Annotated in this window: 28 protein-coding genes; 7 read left to right on the top strand and 21 right to left on the bottom strand. The window is 64.2% G+C overall.

What is annotated here, in order from left to right; all coding sequences use genetic code 11:
- Positions 1-6: 6 nt before the first annotated feature.
- Together IAE40_RS05425 and IAE40_RS05420 are read right to left on the bottom strand one after the other, a co-directional pair.
- Positions 7-936, bottom strand: coding sequence for a class I SAM-dependent methyltransferase (locus IAE40_RS05425; RefSeq protein WP_200602790.1), 930 nt, complete (start codon positions 934-936; stop codon positions 7-9).
- A gap of 29 nt (positions 937-965) precedes the next feature.
- Positions 966-1,868, bottom strand: coding sequence for a DMT family transporter (locus IAE40_RS05420; RefSeq protein WP_054894756.1), 903 nt, complete (start codon positions 1,866-1,868; stop codon positions 966-968).
- A gap of 132 nt (positions 1,869-2,000) precedes the next feature.
- On the opposite strand from IAE40_RS05420, the gene IAE40_RS05415 reads away from it, so the two are divergent.
- The 3 genes from IAE40_RS05415 (at position 2,001) to IAE40_RS05405 (ending at position 5,152) form a co-directional block, all read left to right on the top strand.
- Positions 2,001-2,438, top strand: a complete 438-nt coding sequence (locus IAE40_RS05415; RefSeq protein ID WP_063545655.1) for an Lrp/AsnC family transcriptional regulator — start codon at positions 2,001-2,003, stop codon at positions 2,436-2,438.
- Between the two features lie 432 nt (positions 2,439-2,870).
- Positions 2,871-4,406, top strand: coding sequence for an NCS1 family nucleobase:cation symporter-1 (locus IAE40_RS05410; protein WP_200602789.1), 1,536 nt, complete (start codon positions 2,871-2,873; stop codon positions 4,404-4,406).
- A gap of 17 nt (positions 4,407-4,423) precedes the next feature.
- Positions 4,424-5,152 (top strand): aspartate/glutamate racemase family protein, encoded by a 729-nt coding sequence (locus IAE40_RS05405; RefSeq protein ID WP_054894753.1) that lies wholly within the window; start codon positions 4,424-4,426, stop codon positions 5,150-5,152.
- Positions 5,153-5,231: 79 nt separating this feature from the next.
- Here IAE40_RS05405 and IAE40_RS05400 read toward each other — a convergent pair whose 3' ends face one another.
- From IAE40_RS05400 to IAE40_RS05380, 5 genes are all read right to left on the bottom strand, one after another.
- The gene (locus tag IAE40_RS05400; protein ID WP_200602788.1) at positions 5,232-5,477 is read right to left on the bottom strand and encodes a hypothetical protein; all 246 of its coding nucleotides are present in this window, start codon (positions 5,475-5,477) and stop codon (positions 5,232-5,234) included.
- Between the two features lie 387 nt (positions 5,478-5,864).
- The gene (locus IAE40_RS05395) at positions 5,865-6,344 is read right to left on the bottom strand and encodes a hypothetical protein (RefSeq protein WP_197891569.1); all 480 of its coding nucleotides are present in this window, start codon (positions 6,342-6,344) and stop codon (positions 5,865-5,867) included.
- A gap of 116 nt (positions 6,345-6,460) precedes the next feature.
- Positions 6,461-7,120: a hypothetical protein gene (locus IAE40_RS05390; RefSeq protein WP_054894750.1), complete on the bottom strand. Its 660-nt coding sequence runs from the start codon at positions 7,118-7,120 to the stop codon at positions 6,461-6,463.
- Between the two features lie 174 nt (positions 7,121-7,294).
- Positions 7,295-7,639, bottom strand: coding sequence for an FKBP-type peptidyl-prolyl cis-trans isomerase (locus tag IAE40_RS05385; protein WP_232233468.1), 345 nt, complete (start codon positions 7,637-7,639; stop codon positions 7,295-7,297).
- 33 nt (positions 7,640-7,672) lie between these two features.
- Positions 7,673-8,686, bottom strand: a complete 1,014-nt coding sequence (locus tag IAE40_RS05380) for a DMT family transporter (protein ID WP_325167265.1) — start codon at positions 8,684-8,686, stop codon at positions 7,673-7,675.
- 73 nt (positions 8,687-8,759) lie between these two features.
- Here IAE40_RS05380 and IAE40_RS05375 point away from each other — a divergent pair, with 73 nt between their 5' ends.
- On the top strand, positions 8,760-9,653 hold the full coding sequence (locus tag IAE40_RS05375; protein ID WP_125929336.1) for a LysR substrate-binding domain-containing protein: 894 nt from the start codon (positions 8,760-8,762) through the stop codon (positions 9,651-9,653).
- Here the strand turns inward: IAE40_RS05375 and IAE40_RS05370 are convergent.
- From IAE40_RS05370 to ccmA, 13 genes are all read right to left on the bottom strand, one after another.
- Complete coding sequence (locus IAE40_RS05370; protein ID WP_054894747.1) at positions 9,650-10,054, bottom strand: GFA family protein; 405 nt, start codon at positions 10,052-10,054, stop codon at positions 9,650-9,652. The two genes, IAE40_RS05375 and IAE40_RS05370, sit on opposite strands and share 4 nt — an antisense overlap.
- A 124-nt stretch (positions 10,055-10,178) precedes the next feature.
- Positions 10,179-10,967, bottom strand: a complete 789-nt coding sequence (locus IAE40_RS05365; protein WP_054895606.1) for a PhzF family phenazine biosynthesis protein — start codon at positions 10,965-10,967, stop codon at positions 10,179-10,181.
- A gap of 37 nt (positions 10,968-11,004) precedes the next feature.
- Positions 11,005-11,943, bottom strand: a complete 939-nt coding sequence (locus IAE40_RS05360; protein ID WP_200602787.1) for a 2-hydroxyacid dehydrogenase — start codon at positions 11,941-11,943, stop codon at positions 11,005-11,007.
- A 103-nt stretch (positions 11,944-12,046) separates the two neighbouring features.
- On the bottom strand, positions 12,047-12,472 hold the full coding sequence (locus IAE40_RS05355; RefSeq protein ID WP_065862031.1) for a hypothetical protein: 426 nt from the start codon (positions 12,470-12,472) through the stop codon (positions 12,047-12,049).
- Between the two features lie 12 nt (positions 12,473-12,484).
- Entirely contained in the window at positions 12,485-13,672 is a 1,188-nt protein-coding gene (gene ccmI, locus IAE40_RS05350; protein ID WP_054895609.1) for a c-type cytochrome biogenesis protein CcmI, read from the bottom strand.
- The gene (locus tag IAE40_RS05345) at positions 13,665-14,141 is read right to left on the bottom strand and encodes a cytochrome c-type biogenesis protein (protein WP_197891559.1); all 477 of its coding nucleotides are present in this window, start codon (positions 14,139-14,141) and stop codon (positions 13,665-13,667) included. Before IAE40_RS05345 ends, ccmI begins: the two co-directional genes overlap by 8 nt.
- Positions 14,138-14,674 (bottom strand): DsbE family thiol:disulfide interchange protein, encoded by a 537-nt coding sequence (locus tag IAE40_RS05340; protein ID WP_200602786.1) that lies wholly within the window; start codon positions 14,672-14,674, stop codon positions 14,138-14,140. Before IAE40_RS05340 ends, IAE40_RS05345 begins: the two co-directional genes overlap by 4 nt.
- Positions 14,671-16,644, bottom strand: coding sequence for a heme lyase CcmF/NrfE family subunit (locus IAE40_RS05335; protein WP_200602835.1), 1,974 nt, complete (start codon positions 16,642-16,644; stop codon positions 14,671-14,673). The genes IAE40_RS05340 and IAE40_RS05335 overlap by 4 nt, the downstream gene beginning before the upstream one ends.
- Positions 16,645-16,655: 11 nt before the next feature.
- On the bottom strand, positions 16,656-17,111 hold the full coding sequence (gene ccmE / locus IAE40_RS05330; RefSeq protein WP_054895613.1) for a cytochrome c maturation protein CcmE: 456 nt from the start codon (positions 17,109-17,111) through the stop codon (positions 16,656-16,658).
- Positions 17,108-17,284: a heme exporter protein CcmD gene (gene ccmD, locus IAE40_RS05325; RefSeq protein WP_153774575.1), complete on the bottom strand. Its 177-nt coding sequence runs from the start codon at positions 17,282-17,284 to the stop codon at positions 17,108-17,110. Before ccmD ends, ccmE begins: the two co-directional genes overlap by 4 nt.
- Positions 17,281-18,048: a heme ABC transporter permease gene (locus tag IAE40_RS05320; protein WP_054895615.1), complete on the bottom strand. Its 768-nt coding sequence runs from the start codon at positions 18,046-18,048 to the stop codon at positions 17,281-17,283. The genes ccmD and IAE40_RS05320 overlap by 4 nt, the downstream gene beginning before the upstream one ends.
- Before the next feature lie 46 nt (positions 18,049-18,094).
- A complete protein-coding gene (gene ccmB / locus IAE40_RS05315) occupies positions 18,095-18,763 on the bottom strand; it encodes a heme exporter protein CcmB (protein WP_153774577.1) in 669 nt (222 codons plus the stop codon).
- On the bottom strand, positions 18,760-19,392 hold the full coding sequence (gene ccmA / locus IAE40_RS05310) for a cytochrome c biogenesis heme-transporting ATPase CcmA (RefSeq protein ID WP_063545670.1): 633 nt from the start codon (positions 19,390-19,392) through the stop codon (positions 18,760-18,762). Before ccmA ends, ccmB begins: the two co-directional genes overlap by 4 nt.
- A gap of 246 nt (positions 19,393-19,638) precedes the next feature.
- On the opposite strand from ccmA, the gene IAE40_RS05305 reads away from it, so the two are divergent.
- The 3 genes from IAE40_RS05305 (at position 19,639) to IAE40_RS05295 (ending at position 21,785) form a co-directional block, all read left to right on the top strand.
- Positions 19,639-21,207, top strand: a complete 1,569-nt coding sequence (locus IAE40_RS05305; RefSeq protein WP_200602785.1) for a flagellar hook-length control protein FliK — start codon at positions 19,639-19,641, stop codon at positions 21,205-21,207.
- The gene (locus IAE40_RS05300) at positions 21,204-21,530 is read left to right on the top strand and encodes an EscU/YscU/HrcU family type III secretion system export apparatus switch protein (protein ID WP_054895570.1); all 327 of its coding nucleotides are present in this window, start codon (positions 21,204-21,206) and stop codon (positions 21,528-21,530) included. The genes IAE40_RS05305 and IAE40_RS05300 overlap by 4 nt, the downstream gene beginning before the upstream one ends.
- A gap of 96 nt (positions 21,531-21,626) precedes the next feature.
- The gene (locus IAE40_RS05295; protein ID WP_197891555.1) at positions 21,627-21,785 is read left to right on the top strand and encodes a hypothetical protein; all 159 of its coding nucleotides are present in this window, start codon (positions 21,627-21,629) and stop codon (positions 21,783-21,785) included.
- Positions 21,786-21,847: 62 nt separating this feature from the next.
- Here IAE40_RS05295 and IAE40_RS05290 read toward each other — a convergent pair whose 3' ends face one another.
- The gene (locus tag IAE40_RS05290; protein ID WP_054895569.1) at positions 21,848-22,243 is read right to left on the bottom strand and encodes a DUF2802 domain-containing protein; all 396 of its coding nucleotides are present in this window, start codon (positions 22,241-22,243) and stop codon (positions 21,848-21,850) included.

The following is a 22,243-nucleotide window of genomic DNA, read 5'->3' as shown; positions in this document are numbered from 1 at the left end:
TCGGGTTCAGCCCTGCCGTTGGAAGACCAGCGCCTTCAACCCGCCTTGTGGGTCGGCATCGGGAAACTCCGGTGGATTCTCGAGACGCTGGACAAACGCCAGCTGCGGCGCCTGCTGCGCCATGCCGTCGATGAGAAATTCCGGGCCGATCGCCGGATCGTTCACGCAGGCCAGCACTGTCCCGCCCTCACTCAGCAGTTCGGGTAAACGACGCAGGATCTTGGCGTAGTCCTGGGTGAGCACGAAGCTGCCACGCTGGAAGGTCGGCGGGTCGATGATGATCAGGTCGTACGGGCCGTACTTGCGCACCTTGCCCCACGACTTGAACAGCTCATGCCCGAGATAAGCGACGCATGACGCATCATGGCCATTGAGGCGGTGGTTCTCGCGCCCACGCGACAGCGCCGACTTGGCCATGTCCAGGTTCACCACCTGCTGTGCGCCACCGGCGATGGCCGCCACAGAGAACCCGCAGGTGTAGGCGAAGAGATTCAGCACCCGCTTGCCCGCCGCCTGCTCCCGCACCCAGCGGCGACCGTAGCGCATGTCCAGGAACAATCCGTTGTTCTGGCGAACGCCCAGATCCAGCAGGTACTTCAAGCCGTCCTCGATCACCTCGCGCTGCAGGCAGGGCTCGCCGAGCAGCCACTGACCAGGGCTGTCGGGCAGGTAGCGGTGCTGCAGCAGGATCGCCTGGCCGCTCCATTGCGGGCGCTCGGCGAGGGCACGCAGCATCGCCTCGAGCTCGGCCAACTGGCCATCGGGCGGCTCGCGGAACAGCGCGACCGACAGCACCCCGTCGAGCCAGTCGACGGTGATCTGCTCCAGGCCCGGCCAGCAACGGCCACGCCCATGGAACAGACGACGGGTTTCGACAGGCGCGGGGTCGAGGGCGGTGAGCAGGTGCTGCTCCAGAGTGTGGATCGGGGAGGTCATGGCGGGCCGCATAGCGAAAAACCGCCATTCTACCTGCTTTGTGAGGCCGAGGCCGCCCTGCGCGACCTGAACCACCAGCCCTGCTGCATCCCTGCCGCCGCCAGCAGGATCAGCGCCACGCCCAGCCACTGCAGCGGTGCCAAGCGATGACCGAAGGCTACCCAGTCCACCAGGATCGCGGCAATCGGATAGATGAACGACAGGGCGCCGGTCAGCGCCGTGGGTAGGCGTTGGATGGCGCTGTACAACAGCACGTACATCAACCCGGTATGCACCACCCCCAGTGTCACCAGACTACCCAGCGCAGCAGGCGCTGCCGGCAGCCCGCCGAACCCGACCCAAGGGGCCAGCAGCAGTGCGCCGGTACTTACCTGGATCAAGGCAATCAGGTGCGGCGGGGTCCCGCTCAAGCGCTTGATGATCAATGCCGCCACGGCATAGAGCAGCGCCGCCCCCAATGCCAGGCCGATACCCAGCAGGTACTCATCGCCGCCCTGCCCTTGCCCGTGAGCGCTGACGATCGCCAGCATGCCGAGGAAGGCCAGTGTCAGCCAGGTCAGCTTGGCTGCGGTAATCCGCTCGCCAAGAAACACCGCCGCCAGGCCCACCAGCAGGAACGGCTGGACGTTGTACACGGCCGTGCCGATGGCGATCGAGGCGCGCGAATAAGAGGCGAACAGCAACAACCAGTTGCCGACGATGGCGACCCCGCTGAGCACCGCCAACAGGAAGGTGGTGCGGCTCAGGATACCCGGCTTGAGGAAGCCCATGACCGCACAAATCAGCAGCAAGGTGCCAGCGCCCAGGACGCAGCGCCAGAACACCACGTCCAGCACCGGCTGCCCGGACACCAGCACGAACCAGCCAATGGTTCCGGAAATCAGCATGGCGGCGACCATTTCCAGCGAGCCGCGACGAATCGAACTGTCCATCTCATGCCTCCTGTCGAAGATGGCAACAGTATGCTGGCGCGGACATGGGCACTCCAGCGGATAAACAAGGCCAGAATCACCAATCGCCTTTACTATCAAGGCAGATTTGCACTTTTACCTGACGAGGCAAGTATGACCGACGATATCGACCAACTGCTGATCAATGCCCTGATGGAGGATTCGCGCCGCTCGCTCAAGGCCCTGGCGCAGATCAGCGGCCTCTCCGCCCCCAGCGTCAGCGAGCGGCTGCGCCGCCTGGAGGAACGCGGCGTGCTTCGCGGCTACACCGTGGAAATCGACCCACGCTGTTTCGGTTACCAGTTACAGGCCATCGTGCGAATCCGGCCGCTGCCGGGGCAATTGCAGGAAGTCGAGCGGCAGATCGTCGCCATTCCCGAGTTCACCGAATGCGACAAGGTTACCGGCGAGGACTGCTTCATCGCCCGCCTGCATGTGCGCTCGATGGAACAGCTGGACACCCTGCTTGACCGGCTCAACACCCTCGCCGAGACCAACACCGCGATCATCAAGAAGACACCGGTCAAGCGGCGCCTGCCGCCGATGGCATGACCCAAGACTTGTACACAAGAATGTCACCTAGAGTGCCATTTTTGTGTGCACTGGTTACGGACATGCCCCAACACGTTACACCGGAAAGCCGATAAAAATTGACTCTAAAATCAACTAATAAGCGAATGCAAAATAAATACTGATCAAATGGTCAATTTATAGTTCTTTATTTTCATAAAGTTACCAAACAAAAGGAGAAAGTCAAAGCAATAGCAACTCATAAACTGTGCCCTCTCTGGCATGGAACTGGCTTAAGTGAACTTGTGTTTTGTATACAACTTAAACAAAACATAAATACACAAGAACACGCAGCGCCTGCCCCGCAGGCCGCTAGCGCCCAGAACCCAGTGATGCCAATGCTGCACAGACGAGAAGGCGAGCCCGTGCGCAAGCCCGCCTCATCGCAGTCCTAGCGCATCAGGAGCCGCCGGAATGAGTAGCAGTCTCGACCTTGCCCCTGAACTTTCCGTTGCCAGCACCAGCCCCACCGCCACCACGCTGGAAAACCCCGCCGGACCGTACGAGCTGAGTCCACGCCTGCACAACCGTGATCTTGCGCCAACCCGCATCGAGGGTCGGCGCTGGGGTGGCTACAGCATCTTCGCCCTGTGGACCAACGATGTGCACAACATCGCCAACTACTCTTTCGCCATGGGGCTGTTCGCCCTGGGCCTTGGCGGCTGGCAGATTCTGGTCTCTCTGGCGATCGGTGCCGCGCTTGTCTACTTCTTCATGAACCTCTCCGGCTACATGGGCCAGAAGACCGGCGTACCGTTCCCGGTCATGAGCCGCATCGCCTTCGGTATCCATGGCGCGCAGATTCCCGCGCTGATCCGCGCGGTGATCGCGATCGCCTGGTTCGGTATCCAGACCTACCTGGCCTCGGTGGTACTGCGCGTGCTGCTCACCGCCGTGTGGCCACAGGTAGCCGCCTATGACCACGACAGCATTCTCGGATTGTCGAGCCTGGGCTGGGTATGCTTCGTGGCGATCTGGATCGTGCAGTTGGTGATCCTCGCCTACGGCATGGAGATGGTGCGCCGTTACGAAGGTTTCGCCGGGCCGGTGATCCTGCTGACCGTGGCGAGCCTGGCCGCCTGGATGTTCTTCAAGAACGATGCGCGCATCGCCTGGTCGGTGGCCGATCCGCTGACCGGCTACGAGATGTGGCGCAACATCTTTGCCGGCGGCGCGCTCTGGCTGGCAATCTACGGCACCCTGGTGCTCAACTTCTGCGACTTCGCCCGGTCCTCGCCATGCCGCAGGACCATCCGTGTCGGCAACTTCTGGGGCCTGCCAGTGAACATCCTGGTATTTGCGGTGATCACCGTGGTGCTGTGCGGCGCACAGTTCCAGATCAACGGGCAGGTGATCGACAGCCCGACCCAGATCGTCGCTACCATCCCCAACACCCTGTTCCTGGTCCTGGGCTGCATGGCCTTCCTGATCGTCACCGTTGCGGTGAACATCATGGCCAACTTCGTCGCCCCGGCCTTCGTGCTCAGCAACCTGGCACCACGCCACCTGAACTTCCGCCGCGCCGGGCTGATCAGTGCCACCGTGGCGGTGCTGATCCTCCCGTGGAACCTGTACAACAGCCCGCTGGTGATCGTGTACTTCCTGTCCGGCCTGGGCGCCCTGCTTGGCCCGCTGTACGGGGTGATCATGTCCGACTACTGGCTGTTGCGCAAAGGCCGGATCAACGTGCCGGAGCTGTACAGCGAGAACCCGGCCGGTGCCTACCACTATTCGCGGGGCGTCAACCTGCGCGCACTCGCGGCGTTCATTCCATCGGCCCTGCTGGCGATCGTGCTGGCACTGGTACCGCACTTCCACAGCGTCGCGCCATTCTCCTGGCTGATCGGTGCAGGTACCGCGGCCGCGCTCTACCTGCTGATCGCACCGCGCAATCGCCAATACCTCGACGTCAGCGGCGAAGCCATCGCCGTCGACCACAGCAGCCATTGATCAAGGGAAGTTCTTTGATGCGTATTCTGATCGTCAACGTCAACACCACCGAAGCCATCACCGAGGCCATTGCCGAACAGGCGCGCAGCGTTGCAGCGCCCGGCACCGAGATCGTCGGGCTGACGCCCTGGTTCGGCGCAGAGTCGGTGGAGGGAAATTTCGAGAGCTATCTGGCCGCCATCGCCGTGATGGACCGGGTGCTGGCCTACGACCAGCCCTACGACGCGGTGATCCAGGCCGGGTACGGCGAGCACGGCCGCGAAGGTTTGCAGGAGTTGCTCAATGTACCGGTGGTGGACATCACCGATGCCGCCGCCAGCACCGCGATGTACCTGGGCCATGCCTACTCGGTAGTCACCACGCTGGACCGCACCGTGCCGCTGATCGAGGATCGCCTGAAGCTGTCCGGACTGTATGACCGCTGCGCCTCGGTGCGGGCCAGCGGTCTGGCGGTGCTGGAGCTGGAAGCTGATCCGCAGCGCGCCGTGGAGGCCATCGTCGAACAGGCCGAGCGTGCCGTGCGTGACGACAAGGCCGAGGTGATCTGCCTGGGCTGCGGCGGCATGGCCGGGCTCGACGAACAGATTCGCCAGCGTACCGGCGTGCCAGTGGTTGATGGCGTGAGTGCGGCGGTGACCATCGCCGAATCGCTGGTGCGACTGGGGCTGAGCACGTCGAAAGTGCGCACCTATGCGACGCCACGGGTGAAGAAGGTGGTGGGCTGGCCGATGCGGCTGGGGCGGTAAATTCAGCTCGAGGCCGCCGTATCGTCATCCTGAAGGCGCGGCGGCCTTGTCACAAGCTGCCCCACTCTCCCAGTGATGCTTACGACTGGTCGACCTGCCGGTTGCTGCGCAGCATGAGAAAAATGCCGATGGATACAGCGGACGACTTCCACATGATTATTTCGTGACCGAAAACTCTCCACATTTCGGTCCATAAAAAGCTGGCCAAGCCACCCGCTAGAAGGGCCAGCCCTACCCATCCGCGCCAGGGTGATACGGTCCAGCGATCCAGTGCCCACCAGATGATCATGATCAAAATCGGCTGCAGCAGATCATCGAGCGACATGCTTAACCCCAGCTTCTGGTATCAGGGAAGTAGAACTGCGGTGCGGCGGTTGGGGCGGTAGCCCTTAAAGGTCAACGCCCCTCGACATCCCGTAGGATGAGCGTCGAAGGGCGTTGTAGCCAACAGTGTGCAATCAGTCCCGTTGCACATGGTGGTAGCGACGAAAGAACAAGCATGACCCCATCATCATGCACCACGCCTTCCACAACATTAGATCAATGCCGTAGTAGGACCAGGCTTGGACGAAAAGTAGGCTGAACAACCCAAAGGGAAATAGGAACAGCCCAAGCCACTTGCGCCAGACAGGCGATCTGATGACATGGTCAATGATAACCGTCACTACCAGCATCAAGCCTATCTGCACCGGATCTTCATACATATCCAGCATCATTGGTAAAGCCTGACAGCCATCGAGGAGTGCTGCGGCCCGATACCACCACGGACTCTCGCGTCTATGCCTATCAGGACATCGCCGGCATGGAAGGTGGGAAGACGGGAGGCGACAAGCGGAACCACGCTGGCTTTTGTCAACCCGCCAGCCAGCGGACCTGCCACGGCCGCAACCGCACCGCCCACAGCTCCCGAAACCACACTCGCCACGGTCCAGCGCTGCATATTGAGTTGATCCGCCTGCTCACGCGTCAACGGCAATGAAACCGCCACCACCATCACGCAGGGCAACTGCCCGGCCTGCATCCGCTCGTACAGTTCCTTCACCTTGCCGACCACGCGATACTGATGTCGGCCCGCTGTTGGAATATGCAGCGTATTGAGCCAGCAGCAGTTATCGGCCCTCACGGTGAACTCGATGACGTCGAAGGTCACGCCGCGATGACCGATGAACCGATAAGACCGATCGATTTCCATGCAACTCCGCATTCCTCACGCCCGGAATCGGATTTCCGGAAACCCGTGAACAGTGCCCTGTCGTCACTTGGAAATAAGTCAGTCTGGACACCCCGACCGAGTCAGAAACGTCTGAATCAGGTCGGGCAAACCTCGGACCCACCATCGAGTTCCTGACGCACGTTGCGGCTGAGCATGGTGGCCTTGCCGTCATGCCAGGTCAGGGTGATCACGTACAGAGTGTCGAAATCATCGCCGTCCCAGTCCGAGGTGATGACGCGCTTCTCGCCCAGGGCCTTGCCAGCCACGGCGTTTATCAGGTCTGGCAGGTAGCCGTGCGACCAGGCGGTGTAGACCGTGGCGTTGCGGTACTTGGCGCGCAGCAGTTCTTCGGCGAGATCGTCGTAGTCGTTGGCGCCGAAGTCGATATTGACCGGCAGCCCGAGGCGGATGGCGCTGGGGCTGATGGTCATGAGCGGGCGGATGTAGCTGTAGCGTTTATCCTCGCTGCCCTCCTCGACATGCCGGCCGGGGTCGGCGGCGAACACGTAGTCGGCAGCGCCGAAACGCTCCGGCAGCAACGTGGCCAGGTCGATGGCGCGGTTGAGGCCCTGGCAGTTCAGTTGCCCCAGCCCCTCGCCGGGCTTCTCGGCATGGCGCAGGAACACCAGCGTCTGGGTTCCATCACCGTGCTGGTCGCGGCTTTGCACCACATCGAGGGTCAGCGGTATCAGCACCGCGGCGAGGGTGAGACCGAGAAACAGGTGACGGCGTCGCAGGTATTGCATCCACTTCATGGCAGGGCTCGTTCGGCTAAGGACGGGGAGCATCCTTGCTTGTGCACCATCCTTGCCGGCGGCGGTGCAAGGCACCGGCCGCCTGATGGGCTCTTCCATGCTGGCCCTCCCTGGCAGCAGCCATGTTGGACCATCGATGTTGCCGAATTACGTCACCCTTGCAACAACCGGACATCAATCATCCCGCGTCAGCACCTCGAGCAACTCGATCTCGAAGGTCAGGTCCGAGTTCGGCGGGATGCTGCCGACCGAGCGCTCGCCATAGCCCAGGTGCGCGGGTACCTGCAGCCTGCGCTTGCCGCCCACGCGCATGCCCATCAGGCCCTGGTCCCAGCCCTTGATCACCCGGCCGGTACCGATCACGCACTGGAAGGGCTTCCCGCGCGACCAGGACGAGTCGAACTCGCTGCCGTCGGCCAGCCAGCCGGTGTACTGGGTGGTGATCAGGGCGCCTTTGACCACGGCCTTGCCGTCGCCTTCCTGGATCTCGGTGATGTGCAGTTCCTGAGTCACGGTCATTTCCTTGCGGCAGATTTCGAGGCCGCCCTTTTCTCAGGAATGCACGGATTTGGCAAGTCCGGGGGCGACGTCGTGCTGGCGCATCGACCACAGCACGCCACCGATCACCAGCACGATGGCTGCTGCCTCCAGCAAGGTTGGGCCAGACTGGCGCCAGAGGAAGGCATACAGCAGGCCGAACAGCGTCTCGAACACGATCAGTTGCCCGCTCAAGGTCAGTGGCAGACGCTTGGAGGCGGCATTCCACAAGGCCATGGCCAACCAGGAGCCGAGCACGGCGCAACCCAGCGCGGCAACCCAGAACAACCACCAGCGTTCGACACTGGCCTGCGCCTGCAATTGCTGCGGGAACCACAGGGCCAGAATGGCCAGCAGCACCAGGCTGACAAGACCGGTAACCGCGCCACACAGCACCGACCACTGGTGGCTGTCGAAACGTGCGCACTGCTTGAGGTAGCGGCTGTTCTCCCCGGCGTACCAGGTCCAGCAGGCCAGGGCGACCAGCGCATAGACCAGGCCCATGAACTTGTCGCCAGCATCGCCTGCTGCGAAGGCGAATGTCTCGAGGTTGATGCACGACATGCCGAGCAGGATCAGCATCAGCGGGCCGATCAGGCGCGACAGCGGCACCGCCCCGCTGTCGTTGCGGCCATAGAGAGTAATGGTCAGCGGCAGCACACCGACGATCAGCGAGGCGGGGGCCACGCCCAGGCGCTGGATCGCCGCCACCAGGCAGATGAAGTACAGCAGGTTGCCGATCACCGACAGGCGCAACAGCATCCACAGGTCGCCCACCGTCAGGCGTCGCAACTGGCGGGCCATGGGCAGTGCCAGCAGCACCGAGATCAAGCCGACCATCACATAGCGCACGGTGCTGAGCAACACCGGATTGAACTCTGGCAGCACCTCCGGAACCATCAGTACCACCCCCCACATTGCGCCAGCCGTGCCGGCATACATCACCCCGCGTTTCACCTTGTCTCTCCTGTTGGTGGATGCGCGCAGGCTACCGGTTGCACGCTTGACCGACAAAAGATGAATGGGCATGCAGCCATTCCCTGGAGGAATGGCTTTCAGCTGAGTATGCTGACGCTCTGTAATCCCAGCAGGCGCAACCACCATGAGCCGCTACAGCCGTCACCTTCCGCCCCTCGACACGTTGATCGCCTTCGAAGCCGTGGCACGCACCGGCAGCTTCACCCGTGCAGCAGGCGAGCTGTACCTGACGCAAAGCGCGGTGAGCAAGCAGATCCGCCTGCTCGAGGATCATCTCGGTGCACAGCTGTTCGAGCGACGCGCCCGAGGCATCGTCCTGACCACCGCGGGCACGCAGTTCCACGGTTTCGTCGAGCCGATGCTCGACAAACTGTTGGCCCACGTGCAGCGGCTCAAGAGCGGGCACGGCGATCGACACGTCAGTGTCATCTGCACCCACGCCGTCGCCCAGTACTGGCTGTTCCCGCGCCTGCTGCGGTTCAACGAGCAGCATCCAGAACTGACGGTGAATATCCACGCCAGCAACGACATCAACGAGAGCCTGATCGCCGACTACGACCTCGGTATTCTCTATGGGCATGGCCGCTGGGCCTCGTTGCAGGCCGGCAAGCTGTTCGACGAGGTGATCTTCCCGATCGCCAGTACCGCACGCGCGCTGCCCACCATCGACAACGTTGCGCAGTTGCAGGGGCTACCGCTGATTCAGCTGGATGCCTCGGCCTGGAACTGCCTGGACTGGCATGACTGGTTCAGCCATTTCGGCTTGCGCTACCAGCCGCCGGCCGATGCGCTGACCTTCAATCAGGTCAATCTGGTGTTCGATGCCGTGCTGCAGGGCATGGGGGTGGGCTTGGGCTGGGAAGCCATGGCTCGCGAACGCATAAAAAGCGGGCTGATCCGACCGGTGTCGGACTTCGTGGTCCGCACCGGCCAGGCCGACTACCTCGTGCACGACCGACAGAACCCGCCCTCGTCCGCCGCCGAGGTGTTCGCCGAATGGCTGCTGGAGCAGGCCTAGCTGAACAGCTGCATGACCTGCTCGCCGGTGAGGTCCTGGGTCTGATTGGAGAAGCAGTACCAGCTCGGGCGCTCGTCGACGTAGATCTGCATCGTGAACTGCCAGTCATCGCCTTTGAGCAGGCCGACCGGCAAGGCGTATTCGTTCTTGGCGATCAACCGGTAGTAGAGGTGAGTGCCACACTGCCCGCAAAAGCCCCGCTCGGCCCAGTCGGAGGAGCGGAAGACGCTGGGAACAGCGCCTTCGAAACTGGGCGGCTGGGTGCAGTGCACTGCCAACATCGGGCCCCCGGCCCAGGTGCGGCACATGCTGCAGTGGCAAGCGTTGACTTCGAGGTTTTCGACCGTGGCAGTCAGGCGGGTGGCGCCGCAGAGGCAGGCGCCGTGCTTGGTATGAGACATGGGATGGGCTCCTGGCGGGTGGGGAAGCTGCAAAGTATAGCGGTACCGCTACAGACCTCTTTGCGGGCAAGTCGCAGCGGCGAACCGCCGCTCCCACAAGAGACCCGCAAGCCACCCTCGCCAGTCAGATGAACACTGTCCCTCGCATATACAGCGCCCCACGCCCACTGATGATCACCCGGCCGTTACCCGGCACCTCGCACTGCAACTGCCCCTTGCGCACCCCGCCCTGCTCGCAGCTGAGGCTGCGCTTGCCGAGGCGCTCGGACCAGTAAGGCGCCAGCGAGGTGTGTGCCGAGCCGGTCACCGGATCTTCGTTGATCCCCACGCGAGGGCCGAACCAGCGGGTGACAAAGTCGAAGCCGCGCCCCGGCGCAGTCACGGCAATGCCACGCACATCGAAGGCCGACAGCGCGACGAAATCGGGCTTGAGTGGATCGATCAACGCAGCATCATCGATCACCACCACGAAGTCATCCGAGCGGTACAGCGCGCGGGCGCTCGGCAGGCCGAGGGCCTCGAGCAGGCCATCGGGGATGTCCACCGCCACAGGTTGCTTGGCCGGGAAGTCCATGGCCAGCAAGCCATCTGCACCGCGACTGACGCGCAGCTCACCGCTGCGGGTATTGAAGCGCAACACCTCGGCCTGCTCATGCAACTGCTCGAACAACACCCAGGCCGAAGCCAGCGTGGCGTGGCCGCACAAATCGACCTCCACGGCCGGGGTGAACCAGCGCAGGTCGAAGCCTTCGCCGTTACGCACGAAGTAGGCCGTCTCGGACAGGTTGTTCTCTTCGGCGACGCGCTGCAGCACATCGTCCGGCAGCCAGCTGTCCAGCGGAATCACCGCCGCTGGGTTACCGCCAAACGGTTCGGCCGAAAAAGCATCGACCTGGAAGATCTCAAGTTGCATGCACACACTCCTTGTCAGGCGGGATCGAAAGCTGGGGCTACAACAGTACTGGCGTGAGCACCGGCTCGCCAGCGAAGAATGCCTGGAGATTGCGCAGCACCAGGGTCACGGTGTCGCGCGCCGCTTCCGGCGACTGGCCGGCGACATGCGGGGTCAGCACGGTGTTGCCCAACACCTTGAGTGCCTCGGGCACGGCAGGCTCGTCATCGAAGACGTCCAACGCTGCGCCAGCGATGACGCCCGTCTGCAATGCCTGCACGAGCGCCTGGGTATCGACCACGCTCGCGCGGGCGATATTGACCAGATACCCCTCGCCCCCCAGCGCCTCGAGCACCGGGGCATCGACCAGATGCAGGGTACCGGCACCACCCGGGGTGGCGATCACCAGGATGTCCACGGCCTGGGCCAGTTGCAACGGGCTGTCGTACCAGGTGTAGGGCACATCACCACGCGGCGTACGACTGTGGTAGCTGACGCTCATGTCGAAGCCCTGGGCTGCACGCTTGGCGATGGCCTGGCCGATGGCGCCAAGGCCGATGATGCCAAGGCGCTTGCCGCTCACCGATGGGCTGATGACCCGGTTCCATTCACCGCGCCGGGTGCTGGCATCGGCCCGGGGAATGTCGCGCAACATTGCCAGCAACAGGGCCATGGCGTGATCGGCGACCGGACCTGCGTTGGCGCCAGCACCGTTGGTGACGGTGATGCCACGGGCCTTGGCGGCGGCCAGGTCGACCTGCTCATAGCCTGCGCCGATCACGCAGATGATTTCGAGTTTGGGCAGTGCCTGGATTTCAGCACCGGTCAGGCCCAGCGGGCCACGGGTGAGGACAGCATCGATCTGCTCGGCATGCTCGGCGATGGCTTGCGCTCGCCGTTGCGGGGATGGGGCACGAATCAGGCGGTAACCGGCCTGCTCCAGCAGCGGCAGGTAATCATCGACGGTTTCCACCAGTACCAGGACTGTTTTGCTCATGCCACCCTCCGGTTCGATTCAGAGGGGGATTATGCCAGTTCGGCGGGAGACTGCGAGGGCCTCTATCGCGGGGGCGAGCCCACGACAGGGACGTGAAGGATACTTACTGCGCGAAGGCCCTGCCCAACCCGCCCGGCACACCGCTGCTGTCGGTTTCCTGCCAGGGGCCGTTGGGGCTCAGCGACCAGCTCCAGCCCTTGTCATAACGGTAGTAGGTGCGCTGACGATAGAAGGTGTTGGGCTGCTTCTCCAGCACATAGACGCCAAGCTTCGGGTCCCAGTGGCTGGCACCGCCTGGCGGGGGCGCGAAGCTCGCGGAGGTGCGTGGCATCGGCTTGGGAATACCGGACGGCGCGCCAGGCTGCGGTGCGGGCTGTCCGCCCGGTAGCGGCTTGACCACCGGCCCCTGGTGCGGTGGTGGCGTAGTCTCGATCGGTGGCAGCGACTCGCGCTCGCCTGGTTGGTGCACCGTACAAGCAGAAAGCCCCAGGGCCAGGGTGATCAGGGTCAGGCGTACGCTGCGGTTCATGGCGGCAATCTCTTATCGGTCGGGACGGTCGATGGTCAGGTGCTGGGTTGGCTGGCCGCGGGTAGCCAGCGGCGCGCTCTGGCCGATCCACTCGCCCTGGGTCGGCTGGCCGGCACGCGATACGCGCGCAACCAGTTGGACTTCAGCGAAGTCCGACAGTTTCATCTGCGGCATCATCGCGTCGGCATCCGACAGCTGCACTTCGATCGGCAACTGCGCCACAGTCACCCGCTTGGCCGCCAGCGGCATCGGCGGGCCGTTGCTGGCGCGGGCGAAGATGAACACGGTGTCGTCCGGCTTGACCTTGTCCTTGAGCGCTGCGGCCAGCTCAACACGCACGGTCAGGCTCGCCGCCTGCACCGGTTTGCCGCCATCGGCCTTGAGCTTGTCGGCGGCACGGTCGATACCGCCCTGCAGGGCGGCGCGCGAGGCATCGCCTTCAGGCAGTTGCGCCAGCAGGCGCTGCCAGTAATCGATCGCTTCCTGGTAGCGCTCGCCCTCGAAGGCAGCGATGCCGCGCAGCCCCAGGCTGGTAACCTCGTTCGGGTCGGCCTTGAGTGCTTCGTCGGTCAGGCTCTGCAGTTGCGCACTCCACTGCTTGTCGGCAGCGAAGTACTGCGCCTGGGCCCACTGCCCGAGCAGCTCGGGTTCACGACCGGCCAGGGCGACCGCACGCTCGAAGGCCTTGGCGGCATCGGCAGGACGCTGGTCGGCCATGTAGGCGCGGCCGAGGAAATACAGGCCCTCGGCAGAGTCCGGCTGAGCCTGCACGGCACGCTCCAGGCGCGTGGTCATCTCCTGCATGGTTTTCGGCGCATCGGCGAACTCACGGGTCAGCTCGACCTTGTCGGCGGCGCCGAAATGCAGGTACAACCCCAGCGCCATTACCGGCACCAGCACGGCAGCCACCAGCGGCAGGGTCTTGCCCAGATGCCCCTGACGCGGCGCCTCGCTACCTTCGGTGTCGGACAGCAGTTCACGGGCCGCCTCGTCGCGCCCCTTGGCCAGTTGCCCGGCGTCGAGCACCCCGGCCTCCTGCTGCGCAGTCAACTCAGCGACCCGCTCCTGATACAAGGCCACGTTGAGCGCGGTGCGGTCTTCTTCGGCCTGCTGCTGGCGGCGGCCACGCAGGATCGGGATCAGCAGGAAAGCCAGGGCGGCGAGCAACAGCAGGCCCGCACTCAGCCAGAATTCAGTCATGGGTCTGTTCTTTATCCAGCAGTTTGGCGAGACGTTCGCGTTCGTCCACGGAGAGTTCGGAGTTGCCCTGCGCCACCGGGCTGCGACGCCGACGGACGATCACCGCCAGCACCACGAAGCCGCCAGCCAGCAACACGCCAGGGCCGAACCAGAGCAACCAGGTACGCGCCGTCAGCGCTGGTTTGTAGCGTACGAAGTCGCCGTAGCGATCGACCATGAAGTCGATGATCTGCTGGTTGCTCTGGTTTTCGCCGAGCATGCGGAAGATTTCCCGGCGCAGATCGGCGGCGATCGGTGCGTTGGAGTCGGCGATGTCCTGGTTCTGGCACTTGGGGCAGCGCAGTTCCTTGGTCAGTTGCTGGTAGCGCTCGCGCTCGGCATCGTCGCGGAACTGATAGGTATCGATGGCCGCCCTGGCCATGCCGGCCAGGCTCAAGCCAAGTATGGCGGCGGCAAGCCAGCGCTTCATGGCCGCCCCTCATCGACCAGCCCCTGGTAAAGCGGCGCCAGTTGGTCGCGCCAGACCGTGGCGTCGACCACACCGACATGCTTGTAGCGGATGATGCCTTTGGCGTCGATGAGGAAGGTTTCCGGCGCGCCGTATACACCAAGGTCCAGGCCCAGAGTACCCTGCTCGTCGCGGATGTCGAGCTGGTAAGGGTTGTGGAACTCCGCCAGCCATTTGAGCGCGGCGGCGTTGTCGTCCTTGTAGTTGATGCCGTGGATCACCACGCCTTGCTCGGCCAGTTGGTTCAGGTAAGGGTGCTCGACCTTGCACGATGGGCACCAGGTGCCCCAGACGTTGACCAGCGCCGGTCGCCCCTGCAGGTCGGCCTGGGTCAGGGTCCGGTCGCCCTGCACGCTCTGCAGCGAGAATGCCGGGAATGGCTTGCCGATCATCGCCGACGGCAGTTCGTCGGGCTTGAGGAACAGCCCCTTGTACAGAAACACGGCCATCAGCAGGAACACCGCCAATGGCACTACCATGATCCAACGCTTCATGCCGTCGCTCCAGACAGGCCCAATGTATCGCGCACCCGCGCCGTGACCTTGACCCGATAACGCCGATCGAGCGCTGCAAGCAGCCCGCCCAATGCGGTCAGCAAGCCGCCCAGCCAGATCCAGCGCACATAGGGCTTGATGTGTACCCGTACCGCCCAGGCACCGCTCTCCAGTGGCTCGCCCAGGGCGACATAGAGGTCGCGGGTAAAGCCGGCATCGATACCGGCCTCGGTCATCATCGATTGCTGCACGGTGTACAGGCGTTTTTCCGGGTGCAGCACGGTCACTTCACGCCCCTCGCGCGACACACGGATGGTGCCCCTGTCGGAGATGAAGTTCGGACCCTCGAAGTGCTTGGCGCCCTCGAACAGGAAGTGATAACCGCCCAGCTCGACGCTTTCGCCCGGCGCCATGCGCAGGTCGCGCTCGGCGCTGTTGTTGCTCGACAGCACCACGCCCAGGGCACACACCACCAACCCCAGGTGCGCCAGGTGCATCCCCCAGTAGCTGCGATGCAGGCCGCGCAGCCCCTTGAGCAGGCCCTTGTGACGGGTCTTGTCGAGAATATCGCGCACCCCGCCGAGCACCACCCAGGCGGCCAGGGCGAAGACGCTGAGCGCCGGCCAGTCGAAGTCGTCGACGATCAGCCCGGCGACCGGCGCCAGGATCGCGCTGCCGATCAGCACCGGCGTCAGCATGCCGAACAGCCATTTGCCAGGCGTATCCTTCCAGCGCACCAGCACACCAATCGCCAGCACTACCATCAGCAGCGCCATCAACGGCAGGAACAACGCATCGAAGTAAGGTGGGCCGACCGACAGCTTGGCGCCGGTCAGGGCGTCGAGCACCAGCGGGTAGAGCGTGCCCAGCAGGATCATCGAGGCCGCCACCACCAGCACCAGGTTGTTGGCCAGCAGCAGCGTCTCGCGCGACCACAGGCCAAAGCCCACGTGGCTCTTGACCACCGGTGCGCGCAGGGCGAACAGGGTCAGCGAGCCGCCGACCACGAAGAGCAGGAAGATCAGGATGAACACACCGCGCGACGGGTCGGCGGCGAAGGCATGTACCGAGGTCAGCACCCCGGAGCGCACCAGGAAGGTACCCAGCAGGCTCAGCGAGAACGCCGCGATGGCCAGCAGCACGGTCCAGCTCTTGAACACCCCGCGCTTTTCGGTCACTGCCAGCGAGTGAATCAGCGCAGTGCCGACCAGCCATGGCATGAACGAGGCGTTTTCCACTGGATCCCAGAACCACCAGCCGCCCCAGCCCAGCTCATAGTAGGCCCACCAGGAGCCGAGCGTGATGCCGATGCCGAGGAAGGCCCAGGCGACGATGGTCCAGGGCCGCGACCAGCGCGCCCAGGCGGCATCCAGGCGACCACCGAGCAACGCCGCGATGGCGAAGGCGAAGGCCACCGAGAAGCCCACGTAGCCCATGTACAGCATCGGCGGATGGACGATCAGGCCGAAGTCCTGCAGCAGCGGATTGAGGTCGCGACCGTCGGTGGGCACCTGTGGCAGCAGGCGGGTGAACGGGTTGGAGGTGATGATCAGGAACGACAGGAAACCGGTGCTGATCATGCCCATCACCGCCAGCACCCGCGCCAGCATCACCTGCGGCAACTGGCGCGAGAACACCGACACGGCGAAGGTCCAGCCACCCAGGATCAACGCCCAGAGCAGCAGCGAGCCTTCGTGGGCGCCCCACACGGCGCTGAACTTGTAGTACCAGGGCAGTGCGGTGTTGGAGTTGTGGGCGACATAGGCGACCGAGAAATTGTCGGTCATGAAGGCATGGGTGAGGCAGGCGAAGGCAAAGGCGAGGAAGGCGAACTGGCCCCAGGCCGCAGGGCGCGCCAGACTCATCCAGAGACGGTCGCCACGCCAGGCACCGAGCAGCGGCACGCTGGCCTGCACCACGGCAAAACAGATCGCCAGGATCATCGTCAACTGGCCAAGCTCGGGGATCACCAGGGCAGCGTTCATGGCTTGACCTCGCCGGCAGTGGCGGCCTGGCCGCTCTCCTTGAGCGCCTTGGTCACCTCAGGCGGCATGTACTTCTCGTCATGCTTGGCCAGCACCTCGTCAGCCACCACCACGCCCTCGGCGTTGAGCTTGCCCAAGGCAACGATGCCCTGCCCTTCGCGGAACAGGTCCGGGAGGATGCCACGGTAGGTGATCGGCACCGATTTGTTGAAGTCGGTGACCACGAAGCGTACGTCGAGCGAGTCGGCCGAGCGCTGCACCGAGCCCTTCTCGACCATGCCGCCGGCGCGAATGCGTGTGTCCTGCGGCGCCTCGCCGTTGGCGATCTGGGTGGGCGTGTAGAACAGGTTGATGTTCTGCTGCAGGGCACTCAGGGCAAAGCCAAGGGCTACGGCGACGCCGACCAGCAGGCCGAGGATGAGCAACAGGCGTTTCTTGCGCTGCGGATTCACTGGTGGTTCTCCCGGCGCAGACGGCGCGCCTCTTCTTGCAGGTAGCGGCGGCGGGCCTGCAGCGGCAGGGCGACATTGATCGCCAGTACCATCAGGCAGATGCCATAGGCCGACCACACGTACAGGCCATGATGGCCCATGGCGAGGAAATCACTGAAGGAGGCGAAACTCATCGCACGGTCTCCCGGCCCAGGCTGCTGAGCACCTCTTCGCGCACCCAACTGGCACGCGCTTCGCGCTTGAGCACTTCAAGGCGCATGCGCAGCAGCAGCACGGCGCCGAAGAAGCAATAGAACCCCAGCACCGTCAGCAATAGCGGCAGCCACATCTCGGCGGGCATGGCCGGTTTTTCGGTGAGGGTGAAGGTGGCGCCTTGGTGCAGGGTGTTCCACCACTCCACCGAGTACTTGATGATCGGGATGTTGACCACCCCGACGATGGCCAGCACCGCGCACGCCTTGGCGGCGCTGTCACGGTTACTGATGGCCTGGCCCAGGGCGATGATGCCGAAGTACAGGAACAGCAGGATCAGCATCGAGGTCAGGCGCGCGTCCCACACCCACCAGCTGCCCCAGGTCGGTTTGCCCCAGATCGCCCCGGTGACCAGCGCCACCGCGGTCATCCAGGCCCCGATGGGGGCGGCGCACTGCAGGGCGACGTCGGCCAGCTTCATCTTCCACACCAGCCCCACCACACCGGCGACCGCCAGCAGCACGTAGCAGGACTGCGCGAGCATGGCCGCAGGTACGTGGATATAGATGATGCGGAAGCTGTTGCCCTGCTGGTAGTCCTGCGGGGCGAAAGCCAGGCCCCAGGCGATGCCCACCAGCAGCAGGAGCACGGCAGCGATGGTCAGCCACGGCAGCATACGGCCGCTGATGGCATAGAACCATTTGGGGGAACCCAGTTTGTGGAACCACGTCCAGCTCATTTTCATCAGGGTACATCCAGGGTCTTTGCCGGGCTTCGGTGCCCGGGACTCGTTATTCGCCGACGCTGATCTTCAGGCCGGCCGCTATCGCAAAGGGTGTCAGTGTCACGGCCAGGGCGGTCAGGCTGGCCAGCCAGAGCAGGTGTCCGGTCGCGGGCATATTCTGCAACGCCGCCTGCAACGCACCACTGCCCAGGATCAATACAGGGATATACAACGGCAGAATCAGCAACGCCAGCAGCAAACCACCGCGCTTGAGCCCGACCGTCAACGCCGCGCCCACCGCCCCCAGCAAGCTCAGCACCGGAGTGCCCAGCAGCAGCGAGCCGAGCAGCACCGGCAGGCAGGCGACTGGCAAACCCAGCATCAGCGCCAGCAGTGGCGCCAACAATACCAGCGCCAGCCCGGAAAAGGTCCAGTGCGCCAAAACCTTGGCCAGCACCAGCAATGGCAGTGGATGCGGTGATAGCACCCACTGCTCCAGCGAGCCATCTTCGAAATCGCTGCGGAACAGGCCGTCCAGTGACAGCAATACCGCGAGCAAGGCCGCGACCCAGACCAGTCCAGGCGACAAGGTTTGCAACAATTGCGTCTCGGGGCCGACCGCCAGCGGAAACAGCGCTATGACGATGGCGAAGAACACCAGCGGGTTGGCCAGCTCCGCCGGGCGACGGAACAACAGGCGCGCTTCGCGGCGCAGCAACAGAAGGAATACGCTCATGCCGCCCACTGCCCCAGGTTGAGTTCACGGTAGCCGGACGGTCTGTGCTCGAGGTTGTGATGGGTGGTCAGCACCACCGTGCCCCCCTGCTCGCAGTGCGCGGCCAGATGCGCTTCGAGCTGGGCCACCCCCTGTTTGTCGAGGGCGGTGAACGGTTCATCGAGGATCCACAGTGGCGGGCAGTCCAGGTACAGGCGGGCCAGGGCGACGCGGCGTTGCTGGCCGGCCGAGAGGGTGTGGCAAGGCACATCCTCGAATCCGCGCAGGCCGACCGCCTCGAGAGCCGTCCAGATGCCCTCGCGGGTCGCGGGTCGATGCAGGGCGCAGAGCCAGGCAAGGTTCTCTTCGGCCGTCAGCAACTCCTTGATCCCGGCAGCATGCCCGATCCACAGCAGGATACTGGCCAGGGCATGGCGCTGCTCGCCGAGGGCGCGGCCATCGAGCAGGATCTGCCCTGCCGTCGGCTGCATCAGGCCGGCCAACAGGCGCAGCAGGCTGGTCTTGCCGCTGCCATTGGGGCCGCTGACCTGCAGCATGTCGCCAGGGCGCAGTTCGAAGTCAAGGTGCTCGAAGAGCAGTCGCCAGTCGCGCTCGCAGGCAAGGTTCGCGGCTTGGAGGTGGAGGGTCACGGTTTCGCCTTATGCTGTTCATGGCGTGTCGAGCAGTGCGCCTTCTTCGCGGGCAAGCCCGCTCCCACAGAGGCAGCAGCGATCCTGTGGGAGCGGGCTTGCCCGCGAATGAAACACCGCAGATCAACACCCTTGTCTCAAGTCGCCCTGCCACTGGCCGTTATACTGGCAGTGGCAACGCGACCGGCATTATTACATGTGCCATCCCGCTGCAAAGAGGGCTGGCTCGACAGGTTGTATACAATCATGACGGAAATCAATAGTCTCGGCGCACAAAGCGCATTCGCAGCGCAGGTGGCCAAGGCCAGCCTGACCGGTGAGCTGCTGCGCCTGAGTCAAGCACAACCCGGCCTGATCCCCCCGGGCCAGACTGCCCAGGCCGAAGTGCTGAACCTGCGCCAGGTGGGCCAGGACTTCATGATGCTGTTGCGCCTGAGCCTGCCCAACGGCAACCAGGCCCAGGTGCAGGCCAGTGCCAACCAGCCCCTGCCCCCCGGCAGCCAGATCACGCTTGGCCAAGCCGATAGCAACCGCCTGGCGGTGGTTTTGCAACAGGCCAGCGCCAGCAACATCGCCACCCTCACTCAGCTCGACACCGGCAAGATACCGATCGGCACCTTGCTGCAAGGCAAGGTGCTGACCAGCCAGGCACTGCCAGGCGGCGCGGCGCAGACCACAGCGTTCCGCTCGCTGGTGAGTCTGCTCAACAGCAGCCAGGCCGGCGCCACCCTGACCATCGACAGCCCACGGCCGTTGGCGGTCGGCAGCCTGCTCAGCGCGCTGGTGCAAGGCGACCAGTCGCTGCGCTTCGTACCCCTGAGCGGGCGCCAGGACCAACTGACCATCGCCCAGCAACTGCTGACCCAAACCAGCCGCCAGGCGTCGCTGCCAACCTTGCTCAACGCCTTGCAGCAGATCGCCAGCGCCCCCGCTGGCAACAGCGAGCTGAGCGCTACCGCCGCGCGCCTGCTGGCCAGCCTGCCAACCCCCGCACAGCTGGGCGACGCCAAGAGCATCGCCCAGGCGCTGAACAACAGTGGCGCGTTTCTCGAAGCCAAGCTGCTCGGCGGCCTTGGCGCGGGAGTGGCTCCAGACCTCAAGGCGCAGCTGGTGCGCCTGGTGGCGCAAGTCTTGCCGAGCGTTCCGGGCAACCCCACATTCAATCCGGCGCTGGCCGCCACCGCCCTGGCCCAGGTCCTGCCGGGCATGGCCCGCAGCGCCCTGGGCATGCTCGACCAAGTCAGCAGCCGCCCGCAACCCGGCACCTTCCCCCTGCCCTCACGTCTGCTGCAAAGCCTGGAAGAAAAAGGCGACCTGCAGCAACTGCTGCGCCTGGCCGCCGCCGCCATTTCGCGGGTACAAAGCCATCAACTGGCCAGCCTGCAGCAGACCGGTACCACCGAGAGCGGCAACCAGCAGACCACCTGGCAAACCGAGATCCCCTTGCGCCACGGCCAGGAGTTCATCCCGCTGCAGGCCAAGCTGCAACGCGAGGACACCCCACGGCAGCAAGCCGACTCGCAGCGCGAGCAGCGCGATCCGCTCGAGTCGTTGTGGCGCATCGACCTGGCCTTCGACCTGCCGCCGCTGGGCCCACTACAGGTCCAGGCCCAGCTCACCCAAGGGCGACTCAGCGGCCAGCTGTGGGCCGAGCGCCCGCAAACCGCCGAACTGATCGACAGCCAGCTTGGCAGCCTGCGCGAACGCCTGCTGGCACGGGGCCTGGACGTTGGCGACCTGGAATGTCACCCCGGCATCCCGCCACAAGGCCCGCGCACACGACTGGAACAACGCTGGGTGGATGAAACCGCATGAGCAACAAAGCCCCCCGCCAGGCCATTGCCCTGAGCTACGACGGTGATCAGGCGCCCACCCTGAGCGCCAAGGGTGAGGACGAACTGGCCGAAGCCATCCTCGCCCTGGCCCGCGAACACGAAGTGCCGATCTACGAGAACGCCGAACTGGTAAGCCTGCTGGCACGCCTGGAGCTGGGTGAGCAGATCCCCGAAGCGCTGTACCTGACTATCGCCGAAATCATTGCCTTCGCCTGGCAATTGCGTGGCAAGGTACCGGAGAACTTCGACGACTCGGCGCCGGGCGAGCGTGACATCACCCCTGGCAACCCGCTGCTGCCGTAGCGCCATTGAGCTTGCCGGTGCAGGGGCACCTATATCTAACAGCCGGTTTCTATCGCCATATCGCCCGGCTCAGACGGATGACCGGGCCTGCCGCTGTTGAATACGCTGCGCGAGATAAACAACCTGTGTGGTATCCAGCGCATCAACTCATGGCTGTTCGTTGACCTGGCACAGGCGCAGGGGTTGGTGGACGAGCTGTTACCGCTGGGACCGGTGGTACGGGTCGGCGGCAGCCAATCCTGGCTGAGGGAATGAGGGGAGAAACGGGGCCGCAAAGCGGCCCGCGATGACAAGCTCGAATAAGTGCCCTTCGACACTCAGTCGCGCCGATGCAACTTGCTCATCAACTCCGCTTCGGCCTGGGTCAGCCCGCAGCTTTCAGTGAGTTCGGACACGCTTGCGCCCATCCCCACCAACTTGGCCGCCTGGGAGAAGGTGACATTGTTGGGGTCGCGCTGCTCCAGTTGCAGGAGCCTGTCAGGCAGCGGCGCGACCGCCGCGCGCAGTTCATGGATAGCTTCCCCCATGCGCACGGTGACGTTCTGGTAGTCATCCAGACGTTTGGCCAGGTCCCTGATGCGCTGGTCACGCAGCGCATCGCCCTGAGCCTGCTGGCTGGCCAGCTCGCGCTGGCGCTTGCTGTAGTTGAGGAAGAACCACAGGCTCAGCGCCCACAACAGCGCCAGGAGGATTACCGCAGCCTCGAAGATCAC

The sequence above is a fragment of the Pseudomonas sp. S44 genome (genome assembly GCF_016624805.1).
Taxonomy (GTDB): domain Bacteria; phylum Pseudomonadota; class Gammaproteobacteria; order Pseudomonadales; family Pseudomonadaceae; genus Aquipseudomonas; species Aquipseudomonas machongensis.
This window is presented reverse-complemented; position numbering and strand designations above follow the sequence as displayed.